At 73.8% G+C, this 12,257-nt stretch carries 10 protein-coding genes; 6 read left to right on the top strand and 4 right to left on the bottom strand.

The genetic code is table 11. The features are described 5' to 3' along the window. Positions 1-98: 98 nt before the first annotated feature. From ACFC1T_RS16340 to ACFC1T_RS16330, 3 genes are all read left to right on the top strand, one after another. Positions 99-863 carry an SIS domain-containing protein gene (locus ACFC1T_RS16340; RefSeq protein ID WP_375888891.1) on the top strand — a complete coding sequence of 255 codons (765 nt, stop codon included), beginning with the start codon at positions 99-101 and terminating at the stop codon, positions 861-863. A 193-nt stretch (positions 864-1,056) separates the two neighbouring features. Continuing rightward, positions 1,057-1,956, top strand: a complete 900-nt coding sequence (locus tag ACFC1T_RS16335) for a DUF4231 domain-containing protein (RefSeq protein ID WP_375888890.1) — start codon at positions 1,057-1,059, stop codon at positions 1,954-1,956. A gap of 22 nt (positions 1,957-1,978) precedes the next feature. Then, positions 1,979-2,833, top strand: coding sequence for an alpha/beta fold hydrolase (locus ACFC1T_RS16330; RefSeq protein ID WP_375889199.1), 855 nt, complete (start codon positions 1,979-1,981; stop codon positions 2,831-2,833). A 6-nt stretch (positions 2,834-2,839) separates the two neighbouring features. Here the strand turns inward: ACFC1T_RS16330 and ACFC1T_RS16325 are convergent, their stop codons facing one another. Genes ACFC1T_RS16325 through ACFC1T_RS16315 form a run of 3 tightly spaced genes read right to left on the bottom strand, consistent with a single transcriptional unit; the run spans position 2,840 to position 9,514 of the window. Beyond that, on the bottom strand, positions 2,840-3,802 hold the full coding sequence (locus tag ACFC1T_RS16325) for a 2-hydroxyacid dehydrogenase (protein ID WP_375888887.1): 963 nt from the start codon (positions 3,800-3,802) through the stop codon (positions 2,840-2,842). 31 nt (positions 3,803-3,833) lie between these two features. Further along, positions 3,834-7,832: an FxSxx-COOH system tetratricopeptide repeat protein gene (fxsT, locus tag ACFC1T_RS16320; RefSeq protein ID WP_375888884.1), complete on the bottom strand. Its 3,999-nt coding sequence runs from the start codon at positions 7,830-7,832 to the stop codon at positions 3,834-3,836. Beyond that, on the bottom strand, positions 7,829-9,514 hold the full coding sequence (locus ACFC1T_RS16315; RefSeq protein ID WP_375888882.1) for a TIR-like protein FxsC: 1,686 nt from the start codon (positions 9,512-9,514) through the stop codon (positions 7,829-7,831). The genes fxsT and ACFC1T_RS16315 overlap by 4 nt, the downstream gene beginning before the upstream one ends. Positions 9,515-9,712: 198 nt before the next feature. On the opposite strand from ACFC1T_RS16315, the gene ACFC1T_RS16310 reads away from it, so the two are divergent. Continuing rightward, entirely contained in the window at positions 9,713-9,910 is a 198-nt protein-coding gene (locus ACFC1T_RS16310) for a DUF397 domain-containing protein (protein ID WP_375888879.1), read from the top strand. A gap of 64 nt (positions 9,911-9,974) precedes the next feature. Here the strand turns inward: ACFC1T_RS16310 and ACFC1T_RS16305 are convergent, their stop codons facing one another. Then, positions 9,975-10,919 carry a helix-turn-helix transcriptional regulator gene (locus ACFC1T_RS16305; protein WP_375888877.1) on the bottom strand — a complete coding sequence of 315 codons (945 nt, stop codon included), beginning with the start codon at positions 10,917-10,919 and terminating at the stop codon, positions 9,975-9,977. A 56-nt stretch (positions 10,920-10,975) separates the two neighbouring features. Between ACFC1T_RS16305 and ACFC1T_RS16300 the strand changes: the two genes are divergently transcribed. Further along, a complete protein-coding gene (locus ACFC1T_RS16300; protein WP_375888875.1) occupies positions 10,976-11,482 on the top strand; it encodes a hypothetical protein in 507 nt (168 codons plus the stop codon). After that, the gene (locus ACFC1T_RS16295; protein ID WP_375888873.1) at positions 11,479-12,069 is read left to right on the top strand and encodes an NIPSNAP family protein; all 591 of its coding nucleotides are present in this window, start codon (positions 11,479-11,481) and stop codon (positions 12,067-12,069) included. The genes ACFC1T_RS16300 and ACFC1T_RS16295 overlap by 4 nt, the downstream gene beginning before the upstream one ends. The last annotated feature ends 188 nt before the right edge of the window (positions 12,070-12,257 follow it).

Below are 12,257 nucleotides of genomic sequence, written 5' to 3'. Positions count from 1 at the left end.
CGCGACCGTGCTCGCCGTAGCTTTCTCCACTGGCGTCCGGGCCGTCCCGGTCGCCCCACCCGGCCGGCGCCCCCACCGGCAGAGAGCGAAGGCAACCGATGAACGACCTGGTCGGCCGGTACTTCGACGCGGCGATCGCCCACCTGAACCGGGTCCGCGCGGAGGAGTCCGACACCATCGAGGCGGCGGCCGCCCTGCTGGCCGAGGCGATCACCGAGGGCCGCCGGGTGTTCACCTTCGGCGCCGGGCACTCCTCGCTGCCGGCCCAGGACGTGGTCTACCGGGCCGGCGGGCTGGTCCCGATGAACCTGCTGAACGTGCCCGGGATGGCCGGGGTGACGATGATGCCCGCGCCGCTGGCCAGCGCCCTGGAGCGGGTGTCCGGGCTGGCCACCTCGACCCTGGACCTGACCCCGGCGACCAGCGGGGACCTGCTGTTCCTGATCTCGCTCTCCGGCCGCCAGGTGATGCCGGTCGAGCTGGCCCGGTACGCCCGGGACCGCGGCTTGAAGGTGATCGGGGTGACCTCGCTGGCCTACCCCGAGGAGGTGCCCTCGGCGCACCCCTCCGGCACCTACCTCAAGGACCACTGCGACGTGGTGCTGGACAGCAAGGTCGCGGTGGGCGACGGCGAGCTGACCCACCCGGGCGCCGAGACCTCCTTCGGCCCGGTCTCCACCATCGTCACCAGCGCGCTGATGCAGGCCGTGGTCGCCTCCGCGGTCGGCCGGCTGGCCGACCGGGCGGCCGCCGGGGACGCCGCCGCGCCGCCGCTGTTCCGCTCCGGCAACGTCCCGGGGGGCACCGAGTGGAACACCAAGCAGATGGCCGACAACGCCGAGCGCATCCTCTACACCTACTGACGACACCTTGTTGACGGCCCGCAACCGTCCGACTACGGGGCGTACCAGACAATCCACCGGGCCTTCCCGGCCATTGCGCGGCGCCCCCGCCGCGGCCAGGCGTACCGGCGACCCGCCCGGGGCAGGAGAGCGGAGGGACCGGAGCGACGGGTGGGGGCCGAGCATGGCGTCTGGTGCGGGACGGACCGGGTGGGTGCGCGAGCGGGAGCTGCTGCCCGAGTTCTTCTGGGCCGCCGACGCGGCCTCGCTGCGCGGCCAGCGCCGTTCGGTGCTGCTCTCCGCCTGGGAGCTGCTCCTGCTGCTGGTCGCGGCCGCGACCGGCTCGGCCGACGGCGAGCCGTGGGCCTGGGCGGCCGCCGCGGCCTACCTGGGCGCGGTGGCGCTGGCGGTGGTGATCGGCCGGCAGAACCCGCAGGGCCTCTGGTACGAGGGCCGGGCGGCCGCCGAGTCGGTGAAGACGCTGGCCTGGAAGTTCGCCGTCCGGGCGGACGCCTACCAGCCGCCGCCGCACAGCCTGCCGGACGCCGAGGGCCTGTACCGCTTCCAACTCGCCCGGGTGCTGGGCGCGTTCCGGGGCGGCCCGGTGGGGGTGCCGGCGACCGGGGTGGACATCACCCCGGCCATGCGCGACCTGCGCGGGCAGCCGCTGGCGGTGCGCCGCGAGGTGTACCTGAACGAGCGGATCCGGGTGCAGCACGACTGGTACCGCGGCAAGGCCCGCTACTGCGCCCGGGCCGGCTACTGGACGGACGTCCTGGGGGTGCTGCTGCCGGCGCTGGGCCTGGCGCTGGCGGTGCTGCGGGCCCTCGGCGCCTTCACCTACGACGCGCTGGGCACGGTGTCGGCAGTGGCCGCCTCGGTCACCGCCTGGGCGCAGCTGCGCCAGTACCGCCCGCTGGCCGCCGCGTACGGGCTGGCCGCCGAGGAGCTGGAGCTGATCCGCCTCCAACTCGCCCGGCTGGACCTGGAGTCGATGGACGCCGAGGAGATCTGGGCCCGGCTGGCCCGGGACGCCGAGGACGCGGTGTCCCGCGAGCACACCACCTGGCAGGCCCGCCGGGAGGTGCGCACCACCACCGACCGGGAGCACTGAGGAGGAACGCGTGGCGTTACGGATGGTCAAAGCGGCGGACGGTCGCGCCCTCGCCGTGGAGTCCCTCGGCGATCCGCGCGGCCGTCCGGTGTTCCTGCTGCACGGCATGCCGGGCAGCAGGGTCGGGCCGCATCCGCGCAGCACCGTGCTGTACCGGCTGGGGGTGCGGCTGATCTCCTACGACCGGCCGGGCTACGGCGACTCGACCCGGCTGTTCGGCCGCCGGGTGTCGCACGCGGCGGCCGATGTGCGCACCATCGCCGACGAGTTGGGCCTGGGCGACTTCGCCGTGCTGGGCCGCTCCGGCGGCGGCCCGCACGCGCTGGCCTGCGCGGCGATGCTGCCGGGGCGGGTCAGCCGGGTGGCGGTGCTGGTGGGGCTGGCGCCCCGGAACGCGACCGGCCTGGACTGGTACGCGGGGATGACCCCGTCCAACGTCCGGGCCTACCGGGAGGCGGAGCGCGGGCACGGCCGGATCGCCGACGCGATGGAGTTCCGCTCCCGCCAGATCAAGGACGACCCGGTCCGGCTGCTGAACGGGCTGCGCACCGAACTGTCGCCCGCCGACCGGGAGGTGGTGGCGGACAGCGGGCTGCGCCGGATGCTGCAGAGCAACTACCGGGAGGCGTTCCGGCACGGCGCGGACGGCTGGATCGACGACGTGCTGGCCTTCACCGCCGACTGGGGCTTCGACGTCGGGTCGATCGGGGTGCCGACCTGGCTGTGGCACGGCGCGGACGACCAGTTCTCGCCGGTGGACCACTCCCGCTGGCTGGCCGACCACGTCCCCGGCGCCGAGCTCTTCCTGGAGCCCGGCGCCGCGCACTTCGGGGCGTTCCGGGTGATGACCACGGCCCTGGCCTGGGCGGCGGGGTAACCCCGGTCAGCGCTTCACCGGGGTCAGTGGTTCGGAGCCGCCCAGCACCGCGAGGATGTTGTCCACTGCCAGGCCGCCCATCGCCTGCCGGGTCCGTACGGTGGCGCTGCCCAGGTGCGGGACCAGCACCGCGCGCTCCTGGGCGAGCAGCGCGGACGGGACGTCCGGCTCGTGCTCGAAGTTGTCCACGGCGGCGGCGAACAGCGCGCCGGACTCCAGCGCGGCGGCCAGCGCCTCCTCGTCCACCACGCCGGCGGTCATGCTGACCACCACCGCCCCGGGCGGCAGCAGGGCCAGCCGGCGGGCGTCCAGCAGGTGCCGGGTCTCCTCGGTGCACGGGCAGGTGACGACCAGCACGGTGGAGGTGGCGAGCAGTTCCTCCAGCGGCTTCCACTCGGCGCCGTGGGCCTGCTCGGGCGGCAGGGCGCGGCGGTTGTGGTAGCCGACCGGCATGTCGAAGGCGGCGGCCCGGCGGGCCACCGACTGCCCGATCCGGCCCATGCCGAGCACGCCGAGCGGGGTGCCGGCCAGTTCCAGGCCGAGCAGGAAGTTCGGGCTCCAGGTCCACGGCGTGCCGGAGCGCAGCAGCCGCTCGCCCTCGCCGAGCCGGCGGACGGCGGCCAGCAGCAGCGCCCAGGCGGTCTCGGCGGTGGCGTTGGTGAGCACGCCGGGGGTGTTGGTGACGACGACGCCGCGTTCGGCGCAGGCCGCCAGGTCGATGTTGTGGTAGCCGACGGCGTGGTTGGCGACGATCTCCAGCTGGGGGCCGGCGGCGTCCAGGAACTCGGCGTCCACCCGGTTGTTGAGGGTGGTGAGCACGGCCCGGCGGCCGCGGACGGCGGCGAGCAGTTCGGCCCGGTCCAGCTCCTCGTCGGTCTCGCGCACGGTGACGGCGTACCGGTCGGTGAGCCGTTCCAGGACGCCGGGCGCGGGGTGCCGGGTGACCAGGACGGGGGGCAGGGTACTCATGGCTCGGCAGCGTACCCCGCCCCTCGTCCGGTCATACGGGCTGCGGCTCCAGGTCGCGGTTGATCCGCTTCCAGCCGCGGGCGGAGACGGTGTTGGGGTGCTCCTCGCCGAACTGCCGGATCAGTTCGGAGATCGCCCGGGCGCGCAGTTCGGCGGCCTGGGTGTGCCGGCCGGCCGAGCGCAGGGTGATCGCCAGGTTGGCCTCGCAGGCGACGGCGTCCGGGTGCTGCGGCGAGTACCGCCCGCACAGGCCCGAGTAGGCGGCCCGGCCGAGCGCCTCGGCGAGGTCGGCCTGCCCGTCGTCGCCGTAGGCGTTGGCCAGGTTGATCACCGCGTTGAGGGTGTACGGGTGCTCGGCGCCGACCGAGCGGGTCAGTCCGTCGACGGTGAGCCGGCCGCGCTCGATGGCACCCTGGACGTCGCCGCTGCCGCGCAGGTAGATGCCCAGGTTGTTGGCGCAGGCCAGGGTGAACGGGTGCTCGTCGCCGAACAGCCGCCGGTGGCCCTCGAAGACGGTGGAGCAGAGGTCGCGGGCGGCCTCCTTGTCGCCGGAGGCGCTGTGGTCGGCCGCCAGGTTGAGCGCGCAGGCGAGCGCGTCGGGGGCGTCGGCGCCGTAGCGCTCCAGGTAGCGCTCGTAGGTCTCCTTGGTGATCCGGCGGGCCTCGGCGAGCTGGCCGATCCGGCGCAGGGAGACGGCCAGCGACTTGGCGTTGCGCAGGTTCTCCGGGAGGTCCGGGTCGAGGACGTCGCCGAGGTCGGAGGTGACCTCCTGGAGGAGGTCCACCGAGCCGCGGTAGTCGCCGAGTTCGCGCAGGTCGCGGGCCAGGTTGGACTTGGTGGAGAGGGTGTAGGGGTGCTTGGGGCCGAGGACGGCGGTGCGCCGGTCGAGGGTCTCCTGGTCGAGTTCGCGGGCGGCCTCGCTGTTGCCGACCAGCCGGAAGTCGATGGCGAGGTTGTTGGCCATCGACAGGGTGCGCGGGTTGTCGTCGCCGAACAGTTCGCGGAACTGCTCCAGGATCTCCTGGTCGAGGTCGAGCGCGGCCTGGAAGCGGCCGAGCGCCCGCCGGTCGGCGCCGAGCGAGCCAGCCGTCATCAGGGTGTACGGGTGGTGTTCGCCGAGGAGCACCCGCTGGCGCTCCAGGGTGGCCTCGTCCAGGGCCAGGGCCTCGGCGTAGTTGCCCTGGGAGCGCAGCACGTTGGCGAGTTGGAAGCGCAGCAGCAGGGTCTGCCGGTCGTCCTCGCCGAGCTTGCTGGTCCACTCGGCGTCGAGGGCGTGGCCGAGGTCGCGGGCGCGGTCGAGTTCGCCGCGCTTCCACAGGTAGCGGACCCGGTCGATGAGCAGCTGGCGGGTGTCGGCCTCGTCGCAGTTGTGCGCCTTGGAGGGCGACAGGTGCGGCCAGATCTCGTCGAAGGCGGGCCAGTTGGCCGGGTCGTCGGTGTCGCCGAGGACGGGCCGGGCGCCGGTGAGGATGCGGTGCACCTCGTGGACGGCGATCTCCTGCTCGTCGTCGGTCATCCCGGCCCGGATCACCGCCTGGACGAGGCGGTGCACCTGGAAGCTGTTGCTGCCGGCGTCGACCTTGGCCAGCGCGTACCGGCCGATCGCCTGGATGACCTTGCCGAGCATGAACTTGTCGCTGAGGTCGGCGTCGTACTTCACCAGCGCCCGGATCATCTGGTCGCTGTAGAACAGGTTCATCGAGATCGGCTCGGGCGCGAAGAAGGCGCACAGCTGGAGCAGCCGGACGGCGGCCGGGGACTGCTGGCGCAGCCGGCCGATGGAGACGTTCCAGGTCGCGGCGACCGGGGTGGGGTAGTCGGTGGGGTGGTCGACGGCGAGGGCGCGGGCGGCCTCGGCGTGCAGCTGGGCGACGTAGGTCTCCACCGGGGTGCCGGTGGTGTCCAGCCAGGCGGCGGCCACCTCGACGGCCAGCGGCAGGTCGCCGACGGCCTCGGCGACCCGGTCGGCGTCCGCGCGGGAGAGGCTGCGGGCGCGCCGGCACAGGTGCTCGACGCTCTCGCCGCGGGTGAAGACGTCGACCTCCAGCGCCTCGGCGTGCCCGGTCCAGGCCTGGTTGCGGGAGGTGACCAGGATGTGGCCGGAGCCGCCGGGGAAGAACCGGCGGATCTCGGAGGGCTCGTCGGCGTTGTCGAAGATCAGCAGCCAGCGCGAGGTGGGCACGCCGCGGCGCAGCGCCTCCCGGGCGGCCTCGGCGGCCTCGGTGACGGAGTCGCCGACCCGCAGGCCGAGGCGGCGGGCGAGTTCGGCGAGGGCCGGGGCGACCAGTTCGGTCTGCTCGGCGTCGATCCACCAGACCAGGTCGTAGTCGGACATGAAGCGGTGGGCGTACTCCAGCGCGACCTGGGTCTTGCCGACGCCGCCGAGCCCGTACAGGGTCTGCGGGGTGGGCAGCACGGCCGCCATGCCGCCGCGTAGCTGGTTGCGCAGCTGCTCCAGGACGGCGGCGCGGCCGGTGAAGGAGGGGTTGCGCGGCGGGACGTCCCACACCGAGGGCTTGCTGCCGGGGAAGCGCGGGCCGCCGGCCGGGGCGTCGCCGAGCACGGCGTCGCCGCGGCCGAGGGCGCGCAGCAGGCTCTGGATGGACTGGTTCTCGTCGCGGCCGACCAGGTCGACCGGGTTGCGGTTGCTGAACGGCGCGGTGAGCCGGACGTCGCCGACGCGCACCGGCAGCAGCTGGCGCCGGGTGCCGGAGGGGTCGGAGTTGACCACCGACTCCCACAGCGCCCGGGCCTGCGGGGAGCGCTGGTAGGCGGGCGAGAGGACGGCGACCGTGCGGTAGGCGGAGTCGATGCCGCGCTCGGTCTCCTCGCGCGGGTCGGTGCCGGCGCTGAGGTCGCGCGGCAGCACCCGGAAGCCGGCCCTGGTCAGCACGGACTCGATCCAGTCCGCCCACATCCGGTCCTCGGGCACGTAGGACAGGTAGAGGTCGGCGGGCACGGACGGGCGGCGGCGGGTGAAGGCGTCCACGTAGCGCAGCCGCACCTCCTCGTCCATCGGCGGCAGGCCGGCGGCCCGGCCCTCGGTGATCATCGAGGTGAGGCGCTCGCAGGCGGCCAGCATCGAGGTGGGGGTGCCGGTCTGGTCGCCGAAGGTGGCGAGGATCTCCTCGTAGGCGTAGAACGGCCGGTACGGGATCTCCACCGAGCCCCAGTAGCCCGCGAGTTCCTCGCTGCCCAGGCCGGCGGGCAGGCCGTCGAAGCGGACCCGGGCCAGGGCGCGGCCGGCGTCGGCCTTCTCCTTCTCGCCCTCGTCGATGCGCATCGGGACGGGCAGGATGCGGATGCCGCGGTCGCGGTAGCGGTCGTGGATGTGCTGGGCGATCCGGGAGGCGCCGTCGATGGACTGGTCGCTGAGGGTGAAGCAGACCACCAGGTCGTCGGGCATCTGCACGGTGCAGATCTCGGCGATGTCGGACAGGCCGGTGCGGGAGTCGATCAGCACGTAGTCGTAGCGCTTGGCCATGTCGGCCTTGAGCGCGTCGAAGAACTGTCCGCCGTCGAAGCGGTCGTAGAAGATGTCCCAGTCGAGGTGGGTGACGGCCTCGGAGTAGTCCCGGTTGAACTGGCCGGCGGAGAGGAAGTCCAGGCTGCCGCCGGCCGGGAAGTGCGGCCAGGAGAGCGAGAGGGCGTGCGGGTGCACCCGGGCGAAGTCCAGGTGCCAGCCCTCGGCGTGCTCGACCGGGCGCAGCGCCTCCTCCCGGTACTCGGCGATCAGGTCCATCATCCCGGTGGTGCCGGCCAGCGAGGCCGGGTCCAGGAAGGGGTGGAAGAACTTGGCGAGGCCGGGCGCCTCCAGGTCCCAGTCGACGGTGAGCACCCGGAAGCCGTTGGCGGCGAGGATCCACGCGGTGTTGGCGAGGGCCATGGTGCGGCCGGTGCCGCCCTTGTAGGAGTAGAAGGTGATGATCCGGCCCTGGCGGTCCTGCTCGGCGGCCTGCCGGGCGGCCTCGCGGGTGGCGGCCAGTTCGGCGGCGCCGAGGCGCAGGTTCCTGGTGGTGTTGTCACTCATCGGTGCGGTCCTCCCAAGGGCGCCATCCCAGCATCGGGGTCATCGCCGTCGTCACGGTCGTTGCGGTAGGGGCGATCGTTGTCACGGGCGGTGCGGTCGTCACGGGTGGTGCGGGTGGTGCGGGTGATACGGGTGGTGCGGTCCTCGGGGGCGGCGCGGGGGTCGGGGACGGTCCGGGGGTCGGGGGCGGTCCGGGCGTCGGGGGCGGCGTAGTCCGCGCGGGAGAGTCGGACGGTGCGTTCCTCGTCGGCGCCGTAGTCGTCCCGCGCGCCGTAGTCGTCCCGCGCGGCGCGGCCGTCCCGGCCGGGGCTGCCGTCCCGCGCGGCGCGGTCGTCGCGGTCGTCCCGGTCGGGGTCGTGGTCGCGGTCGAAGGGGTCCGGGCCGAAGGGTTCGGTGCGGTGCCCGCCGAAGCCGTCCGGCCCGTAGCCCCCGGGGCCGCGGCGGAAGGCCTCGCGCAGGCTCGGCCGGGGCGCCGGGGGCTCCTCCGGTTCGGCCCTGGTCCGGCTCTCGAAGGCGTACTTGGCCTTCATCGCGGCACGGGGCAGCGCGTCGTCGAAGTCCTCCAGGCTGTTCAGCCCGGTCGGGCCGGTCACGCCGAGGAAGCTCGGGCGCCCGGCCCGCCGGGTCTTGCGCAGCGTCTGGTCGCTCAGTCCGCTGAACTCGCCGTCCCGTTCGAGGCACTCCCGGTCCTCGGTGTTCCACGGTTCCAGGACGCTGACCCAGGTGGCGTCGGAGCGGTCGAAGCGGCGGACCAGCTCCCGGCGGCGCGGGTCGCGCAGCGCCCACCGGTCCAGCAGCAGCAGTCCGGGGGCCTCGGCGTTGCCCTCGATGATGGACTCCACCTCGTCGTCGAACTCGTGCACGGTCGGCTGGAACCCCAACTGCCGTGCCAGCCGTACGGCGTGCTGCGCGATGGGCGAGCCGGCCGGCCGGTACGGGTGCCAGTCGGTGCGCCGGGCGCCGTAGAAGTCGGGGTTGCGGTCCTGCGGCAACTCGCCCTGGTGGTAGGTGAGTACGGAGATCCGCAGCTGCTTGGTCGGGGCGGACACGTTGAACGCGCTGGGCAGCCCGTTGAATTCCAGCCGCCGCCCGACCGGGATCACCGTCTCCTCCGCCACCTGGACGATCCGCGCGGCCAGCCGGTGCACGGCCAGTTCGTAGGCGGCCCGGAAGTAGCTGAGCTTCATCAGCGCGTACAGGCCCTCGGTGGCGTAGTCGGGCCCGAACCCCGCGTGGTTGAACTGGAGTTCGCTGGCCACCTGGGGCAGCCGGTAGCGGCTCATCGGCGCCCACAGCACCGGGACGATGCCACTGGTGCGCTCCACCTCCATGGTCGCCGGGTAGACCGGGCGGCGGGTGAAGGCGTGCCACTCCTGGCCGCACGGAACGCTGTTGAAGTACCGGGGTGAGTACAGCGGCACGAAGACCCGGCAGGTCGCCAGCTCCTCGGACAGCCGCTCGGCCCACAACTCGCCCTGGTGCATGGACTCGTCCATGAATCCGACCGGCACCCCGGCCGGGACGGTGGTCAGTTGGAGCACCGCCTCGCAGAGGTCCCGGTACAGCTGGCGCACCCAGTGGTTCGGGTCGCCGGCGCCCCGCGCACCGGACTTCGGCGTGTGCGCGTAGGAGAGGAAGAAGTACGGCCGGGCTTCGTCCTCGTCCCAGCCCCGGTCAGTCACACGTGCCTCCCCCGGGCCCGTCGGCAACCTGGCTCCCGCAGCCCCCGTGCGGCGGGGTCTCAGTGTAGGAACGACTGACACCCCAATGGAATAGCACAGCGACCCGCACGAATTGACATGACCGAAACGGTGCCGCTGCCCTCTTGCGTGGAGCAGTACCCTCGTTGCGGCTGTGGTGAACGATCAGGAGGAGCACGCATGGACCAGCTCAACTGGCAGCGGTCGAGTTTCAGCGCCGGGGAGGCCAGGTACCTGGAGATCGCCTCCGCCGGGGAGCTCGTCTACATCCGCGAGTCCGACCGCCCCGACCTGGTCGTCACCACCACCCGGGTCAAGCTCAACGCCTGGATCCTGGGCGCCAAGGACGGCGAGTTCGACCACTTCGTCGGGCTCTGAGCGGCTCCGGGCGGCGACGGGCGGCCCTGAGCGGCTACGGGCGGCTCCGGGCGGCCCTGGGCCCTCACCTCCCGGAATCGGCGCTCCCGTAGCGGGCGGCCAGCGCCCGGACCGTCCCCGCGATCCGCTCGCGCAGTTCGGCCGGTTCCAGCACCTCGATGTCGGCGCCCAGCCGCAGGAACTCCCCGTGCGCGTGGTCGACCGACTCGATCGGCACCCGGGCCTGCGTCCAGCCGCCCTCCCCCGGCGGCACGCCGAGCCGCCGGGCACCCTCCGGGGTCAGCCGCACCAGCGCCTCCCCGGTGTGCAGCCGGGCCCGGAAGTCAGCCAGGTGGGCCTGCCAGTACGCCGGCAGGTCGAAGCCCTCCGGCACGGAGAACTCCTCCGGCAGCGGCCGCAGTTCGATGACCTGGTCGACCCGGTAGGTCCGCGTCCCGGACGGCCCGCCGGCCACCAGGTACCAGCGGCCCGCCTTGAGCACCAGCCCGTACGGCTCCACCCGCCGCTCGATCTCCTCCGGCGCCCGCCACCGCCGGTACCGCAGCACCACCGCCCGGCGCGCCCACACCGCCGCGGCGACGGCCGCCAGGTGCGGGGTCTCGTCCGCGCGGCCGTACCAGCCGGGGGCGTCCAGCAGGAAGCGCTCCTGGATCCGCCCGGCGTGCTCGCGCAGCTCCGCGGGCAGCGCGGCCCGCAGCTTGAGCTGGGCGGTGGCGAGGGCCCCGCCGAGGCCGAGGTCGGCGGCGGTGCCCGGGAGCGCGGCGAGGAACGCGGCCTGGGCCTCCTCGGCGGTCAGCCCGGTGAGGCGGGTCCGGTAGCCGTCGACCAGCCGGTAGCCGCCCTCGTGCCCGGCCTCGCCGTACAGCGGGATCCCAGCGGCGGCCAGCGCCTCCACGTCCCGGTAGACCGTCCGGACGGACACCTCCAGCTCCTGCGCCAACTCCCGGGCGGTCATCCGGCCCCGGTTCTGGAGCAGCAGGAGCAGGGTGACCAGTCGGCTCGCGCGCATACCGAGCAGTATTCACTGACAGTGGATGTCAGTGGACCGCTCCTAGCCTGCGGCACATGAACGGCACGAACGACTTCGACTTCCTGCACGGCACCTGGCGGGTGGCCAACCGCCGCCTCACCGCCCCGCTCAGCGGTGGCGACAGCAACATCGGCAGCGACATCGGCTGGGAGGAGTTCCCCGGCGAGTCCGTGGTCCGGCCACTGTTCGGGGGCGCGGGCAACATCGACGAGATCGCCTTCCCCACCCTCGGCCGCCGGGGCGCCACCCTGCGCCTGTACGACCGGGAGGCGCGGCAGTGGTCGATCTTCTGGTCCGACAGCCGCACCGGCCGGCTCGACCCACCGGTGACCGGCGGCTTCACCGGCGACCGCGGCGACTTCCACGGCGACGACACCTACGGCGGCCGCCCGATCCGGGTGCACTTCACCTGGTACCGCCTCGGCCCGGACGCCGCCCGCTGGGAGCAGGAGTTCTCCGCCGACGGCGGCCGCAGCTGGGAGCTCAACTGGACGATGGACCTCACCCGCACCGGAGCGGCCCTCGACGGGCTCGCCGCATGAACCACGTCGCCGGGAACCCCATCGCCGTGAACCCGATCGTCGAACTGCGCCGGTACACCCTGCACCCCGGCGCCCGGGACACCCTGATCGAGCTCTTCGAGCGGGAGTTCGTGACCGGGCAGGAGGCCGTCGGCATCACCCTCGGCGGCCGCTTCCGCGACCTCGACCACCCGGACCGCTTCGTCTGGCTGCGCGCCTTCCCCGACATGGCCGCACGTCGCCGGTCCCTGGAGGCCTTCTACGGTGGACCGGTCTGGCGGGCGCACCGCGACGCGGCCAACGCCACCATGATCGACAGTGACGACGTCCTGCTGCTGCGCGGTCCCGGCTTCCTCCCGCCGCCCGGGGCCCGCGAGGTGCTCGCCACCGTCTGCCACCCCGACCCGGCCGCCTTCGAGGCCTTCGACGCGTACGCGGCCCGGCACCTCGCCCCGGAACACGCCCTGCACCGCACCGAACACGCCGAGAACGACTTCCCCGCCCTCCCCGTCCGCACCGGCGAGGACGTCCGGGTCTGGTTCGGCCCGACGGCGGAGCCGCCCCCCTGGCCCCACCACCGCCTCCGCCTGGAACCGGTGACGGGCTGACGGCTGTCACCCCGCGGGTCGCCGTCCCCCGCTGTCCGGTCCCGTCCCCGCGCAGGAAGTCGGCCCCGGCGTCGTACTGGGCGGGGCCGTGTTCCGGCGGGTAAACGGTGGGACACCCGTTAGCGGGCCGGCAGGCTATCGGCAAGCATTTCTTGCTTTGGTCCGGCCGGGGCGTCCAGGGCCCCGTC

Origin of the sequence: Kitasatospora sp. NPDC056076, from assembly GCF_042266305.1 — a bacterium.
In the GTDB taxonomy this organism is placed as follows: Bacteria; Actinomycetota; Actinomycetes; order Streptomycetales; family Streptomycetaceae; genus Kitasatospora.
This window is presented reverse-complemented; position numbering and strand designations above follow the sequence as displayed.